Origin of the sequence: Sphingobacterium sp. NGMCC 1.201703, from assembly GCF_047784615.1 — a bacterium.
GTDB lineage: Bacteria > Bacteroidota > Bacteroidia > Sphingobacteriales > Sphingobacteriaceae > Sphingobacterium.
Map to the genome: position 1 here is coordinate 239,740 of NZ_JBLOHD010000012.1, position 18,886 is coordinate 258,625.

At 39.3% G+C, this 18,886-nt stretch carries 16 protein-coding genes; 9 read left to right on the plus strand and 7 right to left on the minus strand.

The features are described 5' to 3' along the window. Nucleotides 1-71: 71 nt before the first annotated feature. Entirely contained in the window at nucleotides 72-956 is an 885-nt protein-coding gene (locus ACK8HY_RS22560) for a cation diffusion facilitator family transporter (RefSeq protein WP_416134903.1), read from the minus strand. 145 nt (nucleotides 957-1,101) lie between these two features. On the opposite strand from ACK8HY_RS22560, the gene ACK8HY_RS22565 reads away from it, so the two are divergent. After that, complete coding sequence (locus tag ACK8HY_RS22565; protein ID WP_416134904.1) at nucleotides 1,102-1,686, plus strand: Crp/Fnr family transcriptional regulator; 585 nt, start codon at nucleotides 1,102-1,104, stop codon at nucleotides 1,684-1,686. A 61-nt stretch (nucleotides 1,687-1,747) separates the two neighbouring features. Then, the gene (locus ACK8HY_RS22570; RefSeq protein ID WP_416134905.1) at nucleotides 1,748-2,443 is read left to right on the plus strand and encodes an alpha/beta fold hydrolase; all 696 of its coding nucleotides are present in this window, start codon (nucleotides 1,748-1,750) and stop codon (nucleotides 2,441-2,443) included. Nucleotides 2,444-2,528: 85 nt separating this feature from the next. Here ACK8HY_RS22570 and ACK8HY_RS22575 read toward each other — a convergent pair whose 3' ends face one another. Beyond that, the gene (locus ACK8HY_RS22575) at nucleotides 2,529-3,089 is read right to left on the minus strand and encodes a TlpA family protein disulfide reductase (RefSeq protein ID WP_416134906.1); all 561 of its coding nucleotides are present in this window, start codon (nucleotides 3,087-3,089) and stop codon (nucleotides 2,529-2,531) included. 356 nt (nucleotides 3,090-3,445) lie between these two features. Between ACK8HY_RS22575 and ACK8HY_RS22580 the strand changes: the two genes are divergently transcribed. After that, nucleotides 3,446-4,729, plus strand: coding sequence for a retropepsin-like aspartic protease (locus ACK8HY_RS22580; protein ID WP_416134907.1), 1,284 nt, complete (start codon nucleotides 3,446-3,448; stop codon nucleotides 4,727-4,729). Nucleotides 4,730-4,819: 90 nt separating this feature from the next. Here ACK8HY_RS22580 and ACK8HY_RS22585 read toward each other — a convergent pair whose 3' ends face one another. From ACK8HY_RS22585 to ACK8HY_RS22595, 3 genes are all read right to left on the minus strand, one after another. Next, complete coding sequence (locus ACK8HY_RS22585; protein ID WP_416134908.1) at nucleotides 4,820-5,041, minus strand: hypothetical protein; 222 nt, start codon at nucleotides 5,039-5,041, stop codon at nucleotides 4,820-4,822. Nucleotides 5,042-5,079: 38 nt separating this feature from the next. Then, on the minus strand, nucleotides 5,080-7,497 hold the full coding sequence (locus ACK8HY_RS22590) for a heavy metal translocating P-type ATPase (protein ID WP_416134909.1): 2,418 nt from the start codon (nucleotides 7,495-7,497) through the stop codon (nucleotides 5,080-5,082). Between the two features lie 169 nt (nucleotides 7,498-7,666). Beyond that, complete coding sequence (locus ACK8HY_RS22595; RefSeq protein ID WP_416134910.1) at nucleotides 7,667-9,922, minus strand: ATP-binding cassette domain-containing protein; 2,256 nt, start codon at nucleotides 9,920-9,922, stop codon at nucleotides 7,667-7,669. Nucleotides 9,923-9,993: 71 nt separating this feature from the next. On the opposite strand from ACK8HY_RS22595, the gene ACK8HY_RS22600 reads away from it, so the two are divergent. From ACK8HY_RS22600 to ACK8HY_RS22625, 6 genes are all read left to right on the plus strand, one after another. Then, nucleotides 9,994-10,413, plus strand: a complete 420-nt coding sequence (locus ACK8HY_RS22600; RefSeq protein WP_416134911.1) for a MarR family winged helix-turn-helix transcriptional regulator — start codon at nucleotides 9,994-9,996, stop codon at nucleotides 10,411-10,413. A 175-nt stretch (nucleotides 10,414-10,588) separates the two neighbouring features. After that, nucleotides 10,589-11,686, plus strand: coding sequence for a DNA alkylation repair protein (locus ACK8HY_RS22605; RefSeq protein WP_416134912.1), 1,098 nt, complete (start codon nucleotides 10,589-10,591; stop codon nucleotides 11,684-11,686). Between the two features lie 137 nt (nucleotides 11,687-11,823). Beyond that, a complete protein-coding gene (locus ACK8HY_RS22610; RefSeq protein WP_077435739.1) occupies nucleotides 11,824-13,374 on the plus strand; it encodes a M20/M25/M40 family metallo-hydrolase in 1,551 nt (516 codons plus the stop codon). A gap of 253 nt (nucleotides 13,375-13,627) precedes the next feature. Beyond that, nucleotides 13,628-14,521 carry a metallophosphoesterase gene (locus ACK8HY_RS22615; protein ID WP_416134913.1) on the plus strand — a complete coding sequence of 298 codons (894 nt, stop codon included), beginning with the start codon at nucleotides 13,628-13,630 and terminating at the stop codon, nucleotides 14,519-14,521. A 232-nt stretch (nucleotides 14,522-14,753) separates the two neighbouring features. Continuing rightward, the gene (locus ACK8HY_RS22620; protein WP_077433217.1) at nucleotides 14,754-15,338 is read left to right on the plus strand and encodes a hypothetical protein; all 585 of its coding nucleotides are present in this window, start codon (nucleotides 14,754-14,756) and stop codon (nucleotides 15,336-15,338) included. A gap of 132 nt (nucleotides 15,339-15,470) precedes the next feature. After that, nucleotides 15,471-16,022 (plus strand): dihydrofolate reductase family protein, encoded by a 552-nt coding sequence (locus tag ACK8HY_RS22625; protein ID WP_077433215.1) that lies wholly within the window; start codon nucleotides 15,471-15,473, stop codon nucleotides 16,020-16,022. A gap of 198 nt (nucleotides 16,023-16,220) precedes the next feature. Here the strand turns inward: ACK8HY_RS22625 and ACK8HY_RS22630 are convergent, their stop codons facing one another. Together ACK8HY_RS22630 and ACK8HY_RS22635 are read right to left on the minus strand one after the other, a co-directional pair. Then, complete coding sequence (locus ACK8HY_RS22630) at nucleotides 16,221-16,805, minus strand: hypothetical protein (RefSeq protein ID WP_416134914.1); 585 nt, start codon at nucleotides 16,803-16,805, stop codon at nucleotides 16,221-16,223. Between the two features lie 647 nt (nucleotides 16,806-17,452). Next, nucleotides 17,453-18,724: a glucose-1-phosphate adenylyltransferase gene (locus ACK8HY_RS22635; RefSeq protein ID WP_416134915.1), complete on the minus strand. Its 1,272-nt coding sequence runs from the start codon at nucleotides 18,722-18,724 to the stop codon at nucleotides 17,453-17,455. Nucleotides 18,725-18,886: the final 162 nt, after the last annotated feature.

Consider the following 18,886-nt stretch of genomic DNA (forward strand, 5'->3'; position numbering starts at 1 on the left):
CACCATCCCAAGCGTATTGGGATGGTTCGCGACATACTACTAATGTGTAAGCTCCCGTCCGGCCTAGCATTTCAATTTGTATATGCGCTCGGTTCGATATGAATCATCACATGACCGAGATCCGGTATATGTTCAGTCAGATGGTCTCTAAGCTGATGAGCCAATGTATGTCCCTCTCTCACGGTAATTTCACTATCCACAATAGCATGTAGGTCGACGTGGTATTTTGTACCCGATTTCCGAACATAGCATTTCTCCGTAGCTTTTATACCCGCGACCTCCAACGCATATTTCCGGATATCGTCAATCACTTCTTCGTAAACATTTTCATCCATGATCTCACCAAGAGCAGGTCTAAAAATATGATAACAATTATATAGAATAAAACCAGCAGCAAATAGCGCTGCATAATCATCCGCATTTTCATACCCCTTGCCCAATACCAAAGCGATCGATATACCAATAAAAGCGGCAACTGAGGTGATCGCATCACTTCGATGATGCCATGCATCCGCTTTCAGGGAAGAACTATTGGTCTCGCGGCTCTTTTTCATAACGATTCTATAGGAACATTCTTTCCATATAATAACCCCTCCCAGGACGATTAATGTCCATGGTTTGGGCAATTCATGAGGTGTCCCAATATTTTCTATACTTTCATAGGCAATGATCGTCGCTGAAACAATGAGAAACCCTACAACGATAAAAGTGATCAGAGGTTCTACCCTTCCATGTCCATAGGGATGATTTTCATCCGCAGGCCGCCGCGCATATTTTAATCCAAGGAGCACTAAAAAAGAGGAAAAAATATCAGCAGTGGATTCAATAGCATCTGCTATAAGCGCATATGAATTTCCAAAAAAACCGGCCAACCATTTCAGTAAAGCTAACATTGCATTTCCGATTATACTGAAATAAGTAGTCTTTATTGCTGTATGCTCTTTAATTTCGGACATATTACCATTAACGTAGTGTATTACGAAGGTAATATTTTTTATAGTCAACTAAAAGAAGGCATAAGATTCAATACTACGATATACTATTAAAAGTTTTCAATAATTTTAATACAAAATTATTTTTGGCTTAAAATTATTATCAGCTATGATTGAGATTGTAAACGAATACACTAAGTTTGGACCTTTATTTTTGGTCGATGAAGAACACTATGCTGAATTTTGTAGTTATCTCAAACTGGCAACCTATAAAAAATCTGATTTTTTTTTGAAAGAAGGCGAAAAATGCCAATACCTAGGTTTTTTAAAAACCGGTTTTATGCGGACCTTTTATATCAATGATAGCGGAGAAGATGTAACCTTCAATTTCCATTTCGACAATAACTTTTTTACGGATTACGAAAGTATTCTTTGTGATACCAAGTCTCGTATGAATATTAAAGCGGTATCAGATGCGGAGGTAATACTTCTTCATAAAAATGATCTTCAAAAACTCTATCAAAAGGATGTTTATTGGCAAGAATTTGGACGAAAGATGACCGAAGTTATTTATCTCGGGGCAAAAAAGAGAATTGAAGAGTTGTTATATTACTCACCGGAAATACGTTATAATAATCTACTGGCCGAAAATGCACAGATATTTCAGCTCGTGGCCCAAAAGCATATTGCCAGTTATCTCGGTGTTAAGCCCCCCTCATTGAGTAGAATCCGACGGCGAATTTTAAAACGTTAACTTAAGTTAATGTCTTTAATAACAACTTAAACATATCTTTATCCTATAAACTTCAACACATATGGAAAATCAGAATGTAACAATTATTTTAGTCCATGGAGCCTGGGGAGACGGGTCCCATTGGAGACATGTTATTACGAATCTTCATGCGGAAGGATATGCGGTACGAAGCGTACAAAATCCATTGACATCTGTCGAAGACGATATCCAAAAGACCAAAGATTTGATCGATCTACAAGCTGGTAAGGTTATTTTGGTCGGTCACTCTTATGGTGGTGCAGTAATATCCGCCGCTGGACATCACGAAAAAGTTGTCGGATTGGTGTATATCGCAGCCTTTGCACCAGACAAAGGCGAAAGCTTGGGTGGCATCTTCGGCCGTAGAGAACAGCCATCCGGTGCAGCAAACCTTGTTCCAGATAAAAAAGGATTTATATGGATCAACTATGATAAATTCCACGAAAGCTTCGCTCAAGATTTAGACGACAAAGAGGCGGTCACGATGGCTTTGGCACAGAAACCGACACATGGAAGCATTTTCGCCGCAGAGGCAGGTGAACCAGCGTGGAAAACTAAACCCAGCTGGTATCAGGTATCGGACGAAGACAATATGATACCACCAGCGACTCAACAAGAAATGGCCGAACGAATTAATGCGCGAAAAATTATTCATTTACCGACCAGTCACGCTTCACTAGCAACCCATCCAAACGAAATTACAGCATTGATCAAAGAGGCTGTTGCAGCAGTATCCTAAGTCAAGAATTACAAAAAGAGCTAAATAGGCTTTAAACCTATCTAGCTCTTTTTTTGCTTGCGAGTTGCACAATGCTTTAATAACCTTAATTTGCCTTTGTCAGTTCTTCTAAAGCTTTAGCAATCTCAGGTGCAGCATAATCTCTGCTACCTTCTAGGCGTTCTACAATTTGTCCATTTTTATCCAGGATAACTGTTGTCGGAATAGATCCACCTAAAAATTCTGCCGGTATCTCTCCTGTTGCTGTATATAATGGTAAATCATATTTATTCTCCGTCATAAATGCGCTAGATTGATCAATATCATTGTCCACATCCACCATGATGAATTCAATATTTTTATTGCCCTTGAACCCTTGTCTTAACGTGTTGATGGATGGCATTTCATGTATACATGGCGGACACCAAGTCGCCCAAAAATTGATAAAGACAACTTTCCCTTTCAATGCACTCAGTGTAACCACATTACCGGCTTTATCCTTAAAGGAAAGGTCTGCAACCTTAGGAGCCTCAACTTCTTTTACAGCTTGCTCTTCTTCCACTTTGGGTTTGTTAGCATCTGTAAGGTTTCCGCAGGCAGTCAAAAAACCTACTGTGATAATAAAAAGCCCAAAACCTGTTATAAACCTATTAAATTTTATATTCATTATAATACATGTAAATTTCTATATTTTAATTATTTATATACCTAAGCCAAATCCATCTACGATTTATTTTCACTTATTTTAATAGCTTCTCAACAGATATTAGGACGTTCTCTTAGCACAGGTGGGGCTTATTGAAAAAATTCTAAAAGTGTTATGTTCGTCCAACGTTCAAATCCGTTTCATTGGTACGGCCCGATGTGTTGCCTATAGCTGCTGAGAATACTAGATTTAACTTCTGCCCATTAATGGCTAAAATAAGCTTATTTGTGCAAGGACACAAGCAACTTGTATTATTTTATTTGTTTTTAAAGACCAATCCTTATCTTTAACGATATCAAACCCAATAGGATCTCTTTATGAACAGATTGGCTATACCACGCAAAAAAAATATTCTGCTCTGCTGCCTAATGATACTTTTCACCCTGACAGGCTTTAGTCAAAATAGGCCCACGATGTTTGATCAGGTTTATGAGCAGATTAAACTTAAAAACTTTTTTCGAGCGCGGGATCTTTTCGAATCATACAGCAAACATATAGACACTGAAAAACAAAATATTATCCTCATATTTCTCAACAATGCGTTCAACAAACCGATGGTATCCAATCAGAAGATCAACACATTTTTTCAGTCCGGATCTTCACAACCTGATTCCCTAATACTAAAAATATACCGCGTCCAAGAAGACAATTTTGTTAAACTACACGACTATAAACAAGCACAACAGGTTGTATTGAAAATAATCAATAAATTCAAGCAACAGCTTTCTACGGATGAAAAGGCTGACCTGGAAAATAACCTAAAAATCTGGACAGCCCTAGCCGCTGTAAATCCGCAAAAAACCGTTATTCATTCCGACACACGTATCAAAATAGAAAGAGATAAAGCAGGATTAAAAAACCTACCCGTAGACATCAATGCTGTCAGTACAAACTTTATTTTTGATACAGGGGCCAATTTATCCACTGTCTCCCTTTCTACCGCCAAGCGTTTAAATATGCAAATTATCCCAGCCAATATAGCTGTTGACGCGATCACCGGGATTTCCATCAAGGCTGACCTCGCGGTCTGTAAAAAACTGAATTTAGGTAATATCACTATTGAGAACGTTATCTTCCTGGTTTTTGCTGACAGCGCGCTTCATTTCCCGCAGCTTAATTACCAGATTAACGGTATACTGGGATATCCTGTTATTGAAGCACTCAGGGAAGTACAACTTACACAAGACGATTATTTTATCGTTCCTAAAGTAGAGACAAAAAACGACACATTATCCAATTTAGCCATTGACGGTCTATCACCGCTTATCAATATCGAGGATCGACATTTTACGTTTGATACCGGAGCAGAGCAGACAATACTTTATGCTGCCTACTATGAGGAATATAAAAAGAAATTTGACCATCAATACACTACCACAAAGATTAGAATGGGAGGCGCTGGTGGAGCAACCGAATATAAGGGATTTAAAATTGATCCAGTCTTTCGAATCATGGGCAGGTCCATTTCACTGAAAAATGTCAGTTTACTCACATCCAAAATTGATAAAGAGACAGTTTATGGCAATATTGGTCAAGATTTAATTCGTCAATTTAGCAAGATGACGATCAATTTTGATCACATGTTTATACGTCTTGAATAGTATCTTCCTGACCCACAACAATAAAAATGCATACAAGCGAAAAAGTCGCCCCTTATCCGCGACGACTTTTTCTTGATTACTGCGTTCAATCTATTCAACATGAGGCGCAGCAATGAAACCTTTTCTTTTAATGATTTCAATGACTTCTTCTTCAGAGATACCGTTCGATTTCACTGTCAGAATTTTATCGCTGTTTGACGTGTCCACGCTCCATTCACAGATGCCAGCGGCATTGTCTAGATCCGCACTTACTTTGGATACGCAGCCTCCACAGTTTAGGTTTGTTTTGAATTGAATATTTTTGCTTTCCATGTTATTTAATTTTAATGTTATTATTTATGATTACTTATCTATTTTTTCCATTTTAAACGCAAGCTATTGCTGACGACACTAACGCTACTCAAGGCCATCGCTGCTCCAGCAAGCATGGGATTCAAAAGAAAACCATTAATTGGGAAGAGTATGCCTGCCGCAACCGGAATGCCGATCACGTTGTATATAAAAGCCCAGAACAGATTTTGTCTGATAGTGGCCACCGTTTGTTTGGACAGCCGGATCGCTTGCGGTATTTTGGTCAAATCGGAGGAGATAATGGTCATTTTTGCAACATCCATAGCGATATCACTTCCTTTCCCCATAGCTATACTGACATCCGCTGTTGCCAGTGCAGTGCTATCATTAATACCATCGCCAACCATAGCCACCACCTTTCCGCGTTGCTGGAGTTCTTTTACAAAATCTGCTTTCTGTTGGGGCATTACTTCGGCTTTGTAATGCTTAATACCGGTTTGTTCTGCAATAGCTTTGGCCGTAGATTCATTATCACCAGTCAGCATATAGAGTTCAATATCCATTTCCTGCATTTCTTGGATCGCCAACACTGAGCTGTCTTTAATTTTATCGGCGATCGCGATGACCGCTAATGCCTGGGTACTGTTTGCAAACCAAATGACCGTTTTTGAAGCTACACTCCATGCTGTTGCCTGCTGTTGCAATTGCTCCGACACTACGATTCCATTTTCCATCAAAAGTTTTCGGTTACCTACATAGTAAGTCTCTGACTCATGATTGGCTTTTGCGCCCTTACCCGTGATACTATCAAATGCCGATATTGATGTCGCTGATACAGCACTAAGGTGGTTAACTACTGCTTCTGCGAGCGGATGTTCGGATTGTTTCTCGATACTTAATAATATCGCGCTCGGGCCCTCATCTTCGTTCAACCAGTGGATACCTGTCACCTGTGGCCTACCTTCGGTAATGGTACCGGTCTTATCCAATACAATGGCATTTACACGCTTGGCAAGTTCTAAGCTCTCAGCATCTTTGATCAGGATACCGTGCTCTGCCCCTTTACCTACACCAACCATGATCGCAGTCGGTGTTGCCAGGCCTAGCGCACAAGGACAGGCAATGACCAATACCGTCACTGCAGCTAACAGCCCCTGCACCACCGCATTATCGCCGCCCAGGATAACCCACAATGCAAAAGTCAATAGGGCAATACCAATCACTACCGGGACAAATATTCCTGCAATCTTATCAACCATTTTTTGCACCGGAGCCTTGCTGCCCTGCGCATCTTGTACCATCTTAATGATCTGTGCCAGCATCGTCTCCTTACCGACTTTAACTGCCCTGAACCGGAAGCTACCTTTTTGATTAATCGTACCGGCAAAGACCTTCTCATTTTCTTTTTTTAGCACCGGAACAGGTTCACCGCTCAACATGCTTTCATCCACATATGAATCACCCAAAATGACCATTCCATCCACGGCAATTTTTTCTCCGGGTTTGACCAGAATAATGTCACCGGCTTTTACGGCTTCTATTGCGACCTCGCGTTCAGATCCGTCGGCTTGTATGACCACTACTGTTTTGGGCTGTAGCCCCATTAATTTTTTTATAGCCGATGAAGTGTTACCTTTTGCTTTTTCTTCCAATAACTTCCCTAGCAAAATAAAAGCTATAACCACTGCAGCAGCTTCGAAATAGACATGCGCATGCAAACCTCGCTGATGCCAAAAATCGGCAAATAACATATTGAAAACACTGAATACATAGGCGATTCCCGTGCTCAATGCCACCAGTGTATCCATATTTGCTGACCGATGTTTGGCTTGTTTCCAGGCATTGATAAAAAAGTCCTTACCTAACCAAAGGACAACAGGTGTTGCAAAAAACCACATGATTGGATTCGCATAAGGCATATCCATAAAAAACATACCGATCACCACCACAGGGAGAGAAAGGATAATCGCCCATATTGTTTTGGTTTTAAGCGCTCTGAATTTTTCAGCGTGGATAGATTCCAAAGTTTCCTGTTGTGTCGCTTCGTCTTCCACCAACAGATCGTATCCCCCGGCCTGTACTGCTTTTTGGATTTTTGTAACGTCAGTGATATTAGGAAGGTATTCTACGGTCAAGTTTCCGGTCGCAAAATTTACGGATGCATTCACTACACCTGATTCGTATTTTACCATACTTTCCGCACTACCTGCACAGGAAGCACAAGTCATACCAAGGACAGGAAATGTTTTAACCACAGTAGACACACCATAGCCAAGATCTTTTACCGCTTTCACCGCATTGGCTACAACCTCATTATTTTTGACCGTAATAGCCGCCCTATGATTATTCAGCTCAACTTTGTGGTTCTCTATCCCTTTTATTTGGGCCAGTTCTTTTTCAACAATTAATGCACAGTGTTCACTGTCCACATCCTCCAAAGGAATATAAATTGTTTCGTTGTAATTATTTGTAGCCATATCTGTATGTTTTAATCTTACATTACAAATTTGGCTACAAACGTGGAGGAAATCGTTACATAATTATGGAATTGATTTGTAACATTATGGCCTATTTGCTGTCCTCCAACTTTTAAGTGAAAGATGAAAATTCTAACCGAGCACAACAATACCCGCTACCTTTTATATGCTAGGTCATTTTTAAGTGTTTTCTTAAATATATCGCCGTCGGTGATGTCTTATTCCTCAATAGATGAGCTACAGTTCCTTCGAAAAGTAGCTTACCACCATATTTGCCAGCTCCGGGGCCAATATCTATAATCCAATCCGCCTGAGCAATAATATCAAGATTATGTTCGATCACAATAACAGTATTCTTATTTTCCACCAGTCTGCCTATAAAGTCAAGTAGCTTTTGGGTATCCGATGGATGCAATCCAGTACTTGGCTCATCGAGAACGATAATACCGTTTCTGTGGTTGAGTTCCCGTGTCAGTTTCAAGCGCTGACGTTCGCCACCTGAAAAACTATCCAAGCGCTGTCCTAAGCTGAGATAACCTAACCCCAGATTAGATAACATGTTAAATACCCCATGAAAAGGCTCCTCCGGGAAGAATATAGCTGCCTCTGCAACTGTCATACGCATTATATCGACTATATTTTTGCCTTTATAGCCATAGGCGAGTATCTTGGGTGTAAATCCTGACCCATCACATCGCTCACAGACCTGCTCAATATCATCCATAAAAGCCAGATCAATTCTTTCAACTCCTAATCCCTTGCAATTTTCGCAGGCACCTAAACTATTTCTACTGAACAGTTTATCAGATACATTATTGGCCTTTGAAAAAAGTTTCCTGATAATATCTGATAAATTGAGATAGGTTAGCAGGTTTGAGCGTGCGCTGGAAGCAAATAATGCCTGGTCAACGACAATAATCTCTGGATAAAATATTGGCAAAATTTTATTGATCAGCGTACTCTTACCTGAACCGGCAACACCTGTAACCACAGATAGTACCTGTTTTGGTATATTCACATGGATATTCTTCAAATTATGTAAACTCGCGTTTTTAATCTCCAGATAACCTTGGGCTTGCCGTGGATGCTGATTAAAATCAAAACTTCGGCTAAAATAAGATCCTGTTTTTCCTTTTGAATATTGAAGCCCTTCAAACTCGCCTTCATAGACAATTTCACCACCCCATTTTCCGGATTCTGGTCCGATATCGACAATCCAATCTGCAATTCGAATGAGATCCGGATCATGTTCCACTAGAATTACAGTATTGCCCTTTTCTTTGATCTGTTGAATAATGGTCGCGATATTTTGCAGATCTTTAGGATGGAGACCAATACTAGGTTCATCAAAAATATAGAGTAAATCAGTTAAACTATTACCGAGATTACGTACCATCTTGATGCGTTGCGATTCCCCTCCGGATAAGGTATCTGTCCGTCGATCTAAAGTCAGGTACTGGAGGCCGATATCGATTATATGTTGCAATTTTTTCCTCAGTTCGTCTAATAAAACACCATAGGTTTTGGAATTTATCATACCCACAAAATCGAGCAGCTCGTCCACTGATAGCGATGCACAATCTGCGATACTTTTACCTAATATTTTACACGATAGCACCTTACTATTTAGTCTTTTACCACTACATGCAGGACAGCTTTTTTTAATTATGATACTTTTGAGAGCTTCTTTACGAGTCCTGTTCTCCCTCGAATCTTTTTTTAAAAATGCTTTTTCTATACGCGGAATCAGGCCTTCATATTTCACTGTCTTTCCCCACTGTTTGTCTGGAGATTTGGGCTTATGTTCCACTGCATTTAGGAGCATCTCCAGCTCGGATTTGTCATAATCTTTTAATTTCTTATCATTGTCAAAGTATCCAGATAAGGTATATCGCGTTAAACGCCAGCCGCCAGGCTGAAATGTCGGAAATGTTATTGCACCTTCATTCAAAGATTTTTCCATATTCAAGAGCTGGGTAATGTCAATTGTCTGTACAAAACCGAGGCCTTCACATTCCCGGCACATGCCAAGCGGGTTGTTAAATGAAAATACATTGGAATATCCTACAAATGGAGTACCCATTCTTGAAAAAAGCAACCGTAGTGAACTATAGATATCTGTGGCTGTACCTACGGTAGAGCGGGCGTTTCCTCCTAGTCTCTTCTGATTGATAATAATAGGTACATTCAAATGTTCAATCTTATCCACCTCGGGGACGCCGATGTGCTGCAAGCGGTTTCTGATAAAACTGACCTGAGTTTCGTTAAACTGCCGCTGTGCTTCTGCGCCAATTGTTTCAAATACCAAAGATGACTTTCCCGAACCGGATACACCTGTGAAAACAATGATTTTTCTTTTAGGAATATGGAGCGAAATATTCTTTAGATTGTTTTGCTTTGCATTTATAATAACAATATTATCCATTTTAATTATCTTTGATATTAATTAACCAAGTTAAATATAATACTTAACAAAGTTAACTAAAGTATTGTTTTATGAATAAGAGCGAAACCAGTTTCTATCAAGTCTTTACAGACCTACAGTGTTTTATATTGGCTAATATGAATCGAGGAAATGTCCATGGGGTGACTGCTACACATTACAATTTAATTGAATATGTTTATAGGCACCGGGGAGTTACAGCGAAGCAAATTGCTGAAGCCTTTCAAATCAGCCAGGCTGCCGTTTCTAAGCAACTTAAATTTTTGACGGAAAATAAGCTGATTGAGCAACAGCAATCCGCGACCGATCGCAGATATTTTGAGCTGACTGTGACCGATGCAGGTCGGTATATCATAGATAATTCAGAAAACTTTCGACAAGGAATGGCAAAAAAAGCCTCGCGAACCTTCACAAAGGAGGAGATGAAAACACTTACTTCACTTCTTTATAAGCTCATGCAACAAGTAAAATAGGAATGCCATTGTTTCGTATTGGCTATTGACAAACTGTTGTCATCTATGACTGCTAATTTTGCCAATGGTTTACAACTTATCAGAATGATACTTTATTCAATTAAATGTTGTTACACGATGCCATACTGCATGTCGGTATGTAAATTAAATATATGCTGAACTATATATACTATTTATGAGTCTTATAAAGGATATTTATTCCAGGAGTTTTTATCAACTACTTGCTGATCAATTTGGTCGTGTAAGGTCCGATTTCGATGGAGAGCAATTTATCACAAGAATCTTCAGCAGTGATTTCGACCATATGGAATGGAAGCAAAGGACCAAACATACGACACAAACCTTGCATGAATTTATGCCATCCCATTTTCCGGAAGCAATAGCGTTGATCACCCAAGTTGTTGAGAATCTGATTGCGGCTGGATATTCCGGTGGACTTGAATTTATAATATTCCCCGATTACATCGAAACTTATGGTATTGATCATTTTGAAACCTCTGTCCAATCCCTTGAAATAATAACACAGTTCATATCCTGTGAATTTGCTGTCCGCCCCTTTATTATCAAGTATAAACAACAGATGATTACCATAATGGAACAATGGGCTTGCAGCCCGCATGCACAGGTACGTCGCCTGGCAAGTGAAGGTATTCGCCCACGACTTCCATGGGCTATGGCGATACCCTTTTTGAAGAAAGACCCGGCTCCCATCTTACCCATTTTGGATTTACTGAAAAATGACCTATCAGAAATGGTTAGAAGAAGTGTCGCCAATAATTTAAACGATATCTCTAAAGATCACCCCGATATTTTGTTGACCATTGCAAAGAATTGGAAAGGGATCGGTAGAGATACAGACGGAATTATTAAACATGGTTGCCGTACCCTGCTCAAGCAAGGGCACCCAGAGATTTTGTATTACTATGGCTTGGACGGTAAAGATTTCGAGGTTTCTGATCTTCAAATCGGGACACCTTATGTGAAAATTGGAGAATACCTTACTTTTTCATTTCAGATCGAAAATACCCATGTACACTCAAAACCACTTCGGCTGGAGTATGGATTGTATTATCAAAAATCAAATGGCCTAATGTCCCGCAAAGTTTTTAAAATTAGCGAAAAGACCTATCTATCGGCTGAAAAAAATAGGATTGAACGCAGACAATCATTTAAAATAATTACAACCAGAAAATTCTATATTGGCAAACATAAGATTTCAATTATTGTCAATGGCAGGGAAACATTGGAGAAGGAATTTGAATTGGTTGAATAATTTTCAGTGAATAGATGTGCTGATTGATTAGGGTTAGAGCTTCCAGCTAAAACAAAGTGGTGGGTAGGATGTTTTTATCCATAGGTTCCTGTCTAAGATGACATTGATTTAAAGGTTTCACCACAAACAACATGGTTATGAAGAAGCTACTTTTGGTGCTATTGCTATTACTGATTGTGATTTTTATTGGTCTATTGATCAACACATTAGTCTTCCCTTTCGCCAAAACAAAAAAATCCGATACACCAGCATTTAAGCCCTCTTCCGACGATAGTACCTTATCCAGATTAGCTGGGGGAATTAAAATACCATCGGTTTCCAATAGTGACCCTAATCTATTTTTATATGCCCCATTTGATACTTTTAAGCAGTATATCGCAGCGACTTATCCCCTTCTTCATCAGCAATTGGAGGTCTATACGGTTCATTCTTATGGTTTAGTTTTCAGACTTAAAGGCAGCAATAACAACTTATTACCCCTCCTATTTTTATCCCATTACGATGTTGTTCCCCCCGGCTCAGCTGAAATTAAAAACAAGTCCGAACAGATCTTCCGTCCATCAGATCCCCCTAGCCCTCCAGTCACCGCAATAGCTGAAGATTGGGATTATGCTCCTTTTTCAGGCGTTGTAGCGGATGGTCGGATTTATGGGCGAGGGACCTTAGACATGAAAGGGATGCTCTTTGCGTTGCTTGAAGCTATGCAAAAAATAGTGCTGGATGAGCAAAGACCACAACGTGATATCTATCTCGCTTTTGGTTTTGATGAGGAAGTAGGTGGCAAACTCGGCGCAAGCGAAATAGCCGCCGATTTTAAGGGTAAGGGACTTCGGTTTGAGGCTGTCTACGATGAAGGTGGACTCATTTTGGAACAGGGATCTGTTAATGGAATAAATTCTGATGTAGCATTAATTGGCTGTGCCGAAAAGGGATTCCTGTCTTTAAAAATTAAGGTTAAAGGCTTAGGTGGGCATTCTTCAATGCCACCTTCGGAAACGGCTATTGGCAAAGCAGCGGTGATCATGCAGCGGCTTGAAGAACAACAGATGAAACCAATGATCAGCCCCCTTATTCAGCGTTTTTTTCAGCAGATTGGCGGTTCAATGCCATTTGTTTCCCGTTTTGCCATCGCAAATAAATGGTTGATGGAACCGCTGCTACTTGCCCAGTTGACTAAAAATCACGCTACAAATGCTTTGGTCCGCACCACAACGGCTCTTACCATGATGAAAGGTAGTGATGCGCCCAATGTACTCTCACCAGAAGTCGAATTTGTTGTCAATTTTAGGTTATTGCCTGAAAATACAATTCAGCAGGTGCTAGCTCATGTTAAGAAAGCGACCAGGGGTTTTGATGTCGAGGTAGAACAAGTGGATAATGCCCGAGAGGCATCCAATGTATCTCCTAGTGATACTAAAGCTTACCAGATGATGGAATCTTCGATCCGAAGGTTATACCCAGATCTGATTGTCACGCCATACCTTACCGTCGGTGGCACAGATGCCGTCAAATACCAGGAACTCAGCAAAAATATTTACCGATTTATGCCCATCAAAATCAATCATTCCGAACAACAGAGCATACACAGTACCAATGAATATATCAGTGTCGAAAACTATATGAAAATGATTTCGTATTTCTATTATATTATGCGTAATTATGATGAGCCAACGCCTTTATCTAAATAAGACCGATCAGTCCCATCCTATGGTTTTCTGAATTTCAAGCAATCGTGTGCGATCAGTTTCCACTTTTAAAAGTCAAAAAAAACGTATGTTTGTAATAACCACTGATTAAACAAAAAAATCAGAAATTAATAGCACAGTCATGTGTCTGCTGTTATTTTTGATTCAGAGGCCCAATAGCATGTCGCTAAGATATAAGTAGAGAAATATAACCAATTGGATGCCTGATGGTATCACAAATCTTAAAAAACTCAGAATGAAAATTAAAATCATATTTTTATCACTCTTATCTGTTCTTTTCTATAATAAAGGTATTGGCCAACAAAAGAACAGCCCCTTGAAAGTTGGCTTAATAGCAGACCCTCAATATGCGGATCAGGACACAAAAGGGAGTCGATTCTACCGTAATTCACTTTCGAAATTAGATTCAGCAACAAAAGCTATCAATACAGCCGGAGTGGATTTTACGGTTATGGTGGGAGATTTAGTCGATATGGGAACAAAAGATCTGGCTCCAGCCTTACAGCGCCTGAACAAACTCAATGCGCCAGTCTACAATTTGCTGGGCAACCATGATTACGTCAATGTAGAAAAGGGAGCCACACTCTACAAGGCCTATTGCATGCCAGCTCCCTATTATACTGTAGAGAAAGAACATTGGTTATTTGTTCTCCTCAACACCAATGAACTCAGCGAATATGCAACTACAGCGACCTCAGCAGAACGCACGGCATGGCAATCTTTAAATAATCGGCTAAAACTTGAGCAACGGAAAAATACTCAGCCATGGAATGGCGGGATCAGCATACAACAGCTTAAATGGTTGGAAAAGCAGCTAGAAAAAGCAGAAAAGGAATCCGAAAACGTTATCATTTTCACCCATCATCCTTTATTTCCAGAGAATGGACTTGAAGCACTAAACAACAGAGATATATTAGCGCTTATCGAAAAATATCCTGCTGTGAAGGCAGTTATCTCGGGACATCATCACCCCGGCAACTTCGATTACTATAAAGGGATTCCTATGATTACCCTTGAAGGAATGATTGAAACCAACAATGAAAATGCTTTCGGGGTTTTGGAACTATCCCCAGGTCAAATAGAACTGAAAGGTCAAGGTCGCATGACCTCCAGAAAATTTAAATTTTAATACGATGACTTCAACCTTGATGCTATTCAATCTCAGATTTCGCATTCCCTTAAGCAAGCCTTTTTTCCTTTGATAACGCATTCATGGATTGATATGTTGGATAACTCATTGCCAAAGTGTTAGCTTACTGTTAAATTAGATTCGATTCAAATTACAATTAGATGCCTATAAAGAGGCAGAAAGCTAAGTTTTAAAATTATCTTTAACCTGCTAAATATAATGAGCAACGGATATGGAAAAAATCAGAACTTTTCAGCAATATGAATTAAACAAAATCAGGAAAACCGGTAAAGAGAGCGGGCTGCAATTCGAAAAGTTTGGAAGATCTTCAAATATAATGGATTATTCTGATAGAGAAATCAACGAGATGATCCTAGGCATCTATAAAGATAGTAAGCATTTAATGGTTGATGGAGGTTATTTTATCGATGTTTCGACTGTTCAGAAGGCTACTTGCGTTTTAACCGACATCTCCTATTCTCGCAGGATAAAACTGGATAGAACCGTCCCGATCAAATTAAAAAATATCAGAAACTTTTATATTCAGGACTATTTCCTAGAGACAAGTGAAAAGTTTTCAAATTCAGCTAAGCACAAAATAACCGGATACCTAAAAAAAATAGGCGGAATCAGTCTCGGCAAGGGAAAATACAGTCATGCTTATTCTATTCCAAACGATTTCAAAACCTTCTATCAGGGTATCCCAATCGACCTTTTTTACCCCATTCAGCATTATATCAATGGCCTATTTTTCGGAGATGATTACCACATATCAACTTTCGATGTAGTCACTGATTTAACGATCATAGACGAGTAGGCTTTCCATTCTCCCCCAACAAAGCCGATCCATTCCAACATCTGTAATTGAGCAAGTTGCACAGCTTATTTTCCATCAGTCAATATTCCCCGGTTTTTTGTAAATTTAATTCACACAATACAACCATGGGATATGAGAAAAGTAATCGCGGCAATAAATATGAGTCTGGACGGTTTTTGCGATCATACGCTAATGCTTCCTGATGATGAAATTCATCAACATTATACGGACTTATTACGTGAATCTGATACCATATTATATGGTAGAATAACCTATCAACTCATGGAATATTGGCGGGCCTTCCTGTCGACCTCGAGTGGCAATAAGTCCTCAGATGAATTTGCGCAGGTCATGAACAGCATTCCCAAAATCGTTTTTTCCAGAACCCTAAAAAATCTGGATTGGGATAGTGCCAGATTGGCCAGCCGAAATATCGTCGAAGAACTTACAGTCCTTAAAGAACTACCGGGCGGAGATATCTTGGTAGGAAGCCCGAGTCTAATTGTTGCTTTAACAAAAAGTGGCCTAATAGATGAATATCAAATTTGTATCCATCCTATTATAGCCGGAAGTGGACTGCCCTTATTTAACAACTTAAGTAAAAAAATACTGCTGAAATATCTAAAAACAAAAAACTTTGGTGGTGGTGCTACAATTCTATATTATGAGCCAATACGTCAATAAGACACTCCTGTTCTTATAAGCACCAACAGCCATGAAAATCAACTGAAGGTTCTTTCTGTTCAATAGAAATCAGTCACTTTCAGATTTCACAAAAAAGCGCCGCCCCCCCGCCTATGACTGATTCCCGACAATGCGTCTTAAAAGCTTTAGCCTAGTCTTTAGAACACAGAATAAGCTAAAGCGTGACTTATTTTAAATTTATAAGCTAAAACTGTTCAAAAAGTTTTCCAATTCTTCTATCGGAACCTGGTTTGCCGAAGCAACAACAGCATAACGATTGCCCTCTAAGTATTGTATACTCGTCAAGCCATCGCTTTCAAACATACTCCAGTCAAATGAGACCAACCAGCCCTTATAATTTTTAACTGCTGACTTGTCTTCAGCTGTATAAATTTCTTTCAGTTCTAAATAATTCAATAAATTAGCTTTCACCTGCTCCGATCCAGGTCCCGCACCATCTGTTATCATGAGATAAACGTTCCCCCCATCCTTTGCATAGTTGGCCGAGGCAAAGGAGCCAGTTTCCGGGTCTTCAAATGCCTTAACTTCCGTCAGTTTAAATCCATTGATCTCTTTTTTAAACTTTGCTTCAAAATCAGTTGTACGGATAGGTTTAAGTTTCTTTAATTCTTTCACCAGATTCTCCACCTTTGTCGAATCCGAATTAATCTGTACGTTTTCAAAAGAATGAACATTTTGTTGATGGCCAGAAACAGTATTGTAACGCATCATAAGTGCTAATCCGACACCGAAGGTTGCCACCCCTAAATAAAAAGATTTCATATTGATATAAATATTTTAAATGTCGGCTACACAAAAAACGCACCAATTCCCATCTAAAACAAAATCTTTGGCAATTATTTCATTCGCATTTTATACAATCCAATTAGTATAAACAACTTATGATTGTTAACTATCGTCTGAGAAAATACATCTTTTTCGTTCACGCTAATCGGATGGTTAAACTTCAATAATTATTGACAGAGAACACTCCGATGAAAGCATTTGCAAAGGTTTTGAGGAGTAGATTTTACAAAACATTGATTATTAAGAAATAAAAATGTGTAAATAGCTTTTTTCAGCACCTAGACAAAGCCGGGTAGTTTTTAAGATTTTTTTTCCACAAAATAAATTAAACCAATGAGTTGTAGATGTCAAACTACAGTTTCAACAATCAATATCAGGGCAATTTACAATGGGCATGACTTTTGCAAATTAAATTTATAAGTAATAAATAAAAAAAGATCATGAGAAGAACACCCTATACAACAACTGTCATCGTTTTATTGGTCATATGTGTTGTCGTATTGATGACAACGTGTACTAGAGTCGTTTAAATTGCCCCTGCGAATTCCGATCCGACTCAACAGAACGATAAAAGACCAGGCGCTTACGACACCTAGTCCCTTACTATTTATGTCTAAACATAGCTAACAGCCTATGCTTACACTATTCGAAATAACAGCATTTTTCTTGACAACAACAATGCCATCGCAGATGGTATGCGTCTGAAAATCGCCATCTTTCAGATGTGAGCCCCCTTTTATTCTGACATCATTGCCAATCCTGCAATTTTTATCCAAAATAGCATTTTCGATATAACAGCGTTCACCCACACCAACCGGTGGCGGCTTTTGTGTATTCCCTAATTCAATGACCTCTTCAAGTTGTTCGTAATAGTCCGAGCCCATCATATAAGTAGATTTCATTACTGTACCTTCACCAATACGCGAACGTATTCCGATCACAGAACGTTCGAGTTTATCCGCATTAAGAATGCAGCCATCTGCAATGACCGTATTATTAAGGGTTGTTCCCGAAACCTTAGAAGGTGGTAGCATACGCGCCCGTGTAAATACGGTCTCATCAAACAAATTGAAATCAGGAACATCTGCAGTCAGACCGATATTGGCATCAAAAAATGATCGAATCGTTCCGATATCCGTCCAATAGCCATCGAATTGGTAACTGAGTACTTTATACTTGTTAATCGCATCCGGTAGTATTTCCTTTCCAAAATCCATACCCGGATTGGAAAGCAATAAATTGAGCAAGACACCTTTCGAAAAAACATAAATACCCATTGACGCCAGATAATTCCGACCACATTTTGCCATCTCACCCGAGACCTCTGAAGACCAATTTAACACCTCCTCTTTGTTGGGTTTCTCGGTAAAGGCTGTAATTACATTTGCCTCGTTCGCTTTGAGTATACCAAACCCTGTCGCATCATGGACATTAACAGGAATGGTTGCAATTGTGATGTGCCCACCATTCTGTACATGGAAGTCCACCAAAGCCGAATAATCCATTTGATAGAGCTGGTCACCTGATAGGACCAGTACATAATCGTAGTCAACATTCAAGAGGTGCTTGTGTGTACGTCTCACAGCGTCTGCTGTCCCCTGAAACCAACGGTCCCCCTCGTTTGTTTGTTCTGCAGCCAGAATATCAACAAAACCCTTACTGAAAATACTGAAATTATAAGCGTTTTTGATATGTGTGTTCAATGAAGCCGAATTGAACTGTGTTAAAACGAATATCTTGTTATATCCAGAATTTAAACAATTCGAAATAGGAATATCGACCAGTCGATATTTTCCAGCAATAGGAACAGCAGGCTTAGAACGCTGTTGTGTCAATGGATAAAGTCGAGACCCTCTACCCCCTCCCAAAATAAGGGAAACTACTTTGTGTGCCATACCTCAAATTAAATAATTGGTTTATAAATCTAATTAACTATCGAACGCATCCCTCAAAGGATTTATATGACAATCCGCCTGATTATATTTAGCTATTTATGCTAGCCACAGGATATTCTTCTTTTGTTTAATTTGACGCAATTGGTTATTTTTAGCCTTAGC

Bases quoted from the DNA above. Each gene is read 5' to 3' on its own strand.
- ACK8HY_RS22560 (WP_416134903.1), bottom strand. From the start codon at position 956: ATGTCCGAAATTAAAGAGCATACAGCAATAAAGACTACTTATTTCAGT.
- ACK8HY_RS22565 (WP_416134904.1), top strand. From the start codon at position 1,102: ATGATTGAGATTGTAAACGAATACACTAAGTTTGGACCTTTATTTTTG.
- ACK8HY_RS22570 (WP_416134905.1), top strand. From the start codon at position 1,748: ATGGAAAATCAGAATGTAACAATTATTTTAGTCCATGGAGCCTGGGGA.
- ACK8HY_RS22575 (WP_416134906.1), bottom strand. From the start codon at position 3,089: ATGAATATAAAATTTAATAGGTTTATAACAGGTTTTGGGCTTTTTATT.
- ACK8HY_RS22580 (WP_416134907.1), top strand. From the start codon at position 3,446: ATGAACAGATTGGCTATACCACGCAAAAAAAATATTCTGCTCTGCTGC.
- ACK8HY_RS22585 (WP_416134908.1), bottom strand. From the start codon at position 5,041: ATGGAAAGCAAAAATATTCAATTCAAAACAAACCTAAACTGTGGAGGC.
- ACK8HY_RS22590 (WP_416134909.1), bottom strand. From the start codon at position 7,497: ATGGCTACAAATAATTACAACGAAACAATTTATATTCCTTTGGAGGAT.
- ACK8HY_RS22595 (WP_416134910.1), bottom strand. From the start codon at position 9,922: ATGGATAATATTGTTATTATAAATGCAAAGCAAAACAATCTAAAGAAT.
- ACK8HY_RS22600 (WP_416134911.1), top strand. From the start codon at position 9,994: ATGAATAAGAGCGAAACCAGTTTCTATCAAGTCTTTACAGACCTACAG.
- ACK8HY_RS22605 (WP_416134912.1), top strand. From the start codon at position 10,589: ATGAGTCTTATAAAGGATATTTATTCCAGGAGTTTTTATCAACTACTT.
- ACK8HY_RS22610 (WP_077435739.1), top strand. From the start codon at position 11,824: ATGAAGAAGCTACTTTTGGTGCTATTGCTATTACTGATTGTGATTTTT.
- ACK8HY_RS22615 (WP_416134913.1), top strand. From the start codon at position 13,628: ATGAAAATTAAAATCATATTTTTATCACTCTTATCTGTTCTTTTCTAT.
- ACK8HY_RS22620 (WP_077433217.1), top strand. From the start codon at position 14,754: ATGGAAAAAATCAGAACTTTTCAGCAATATGAATTAAACAAAATCAGG.
- ACK8HY_RS22625 (WP_077433215.1), top strand. From the start codon at position 15,471: ATGAGAAAAGTAATCGCGGCAATAAATATGAGTCTGGACGGTTTTTGC.
- ACK8HY_RS22630 (WP_416134914.1), bottom strand. From the start codon at position 16,805: ATGAAATCTTTTTATTTAGGGGTGGCAACCTTCGGTGTCGGATTAGCA.
- ACK8HY_RS22635 (WP_416134915.1), bottom strand. From the start codon at position 18,724: ATGGCACACAAAGTAGTTTCCCTTATTTTGGGAGGGGGTAGAGGGTCT.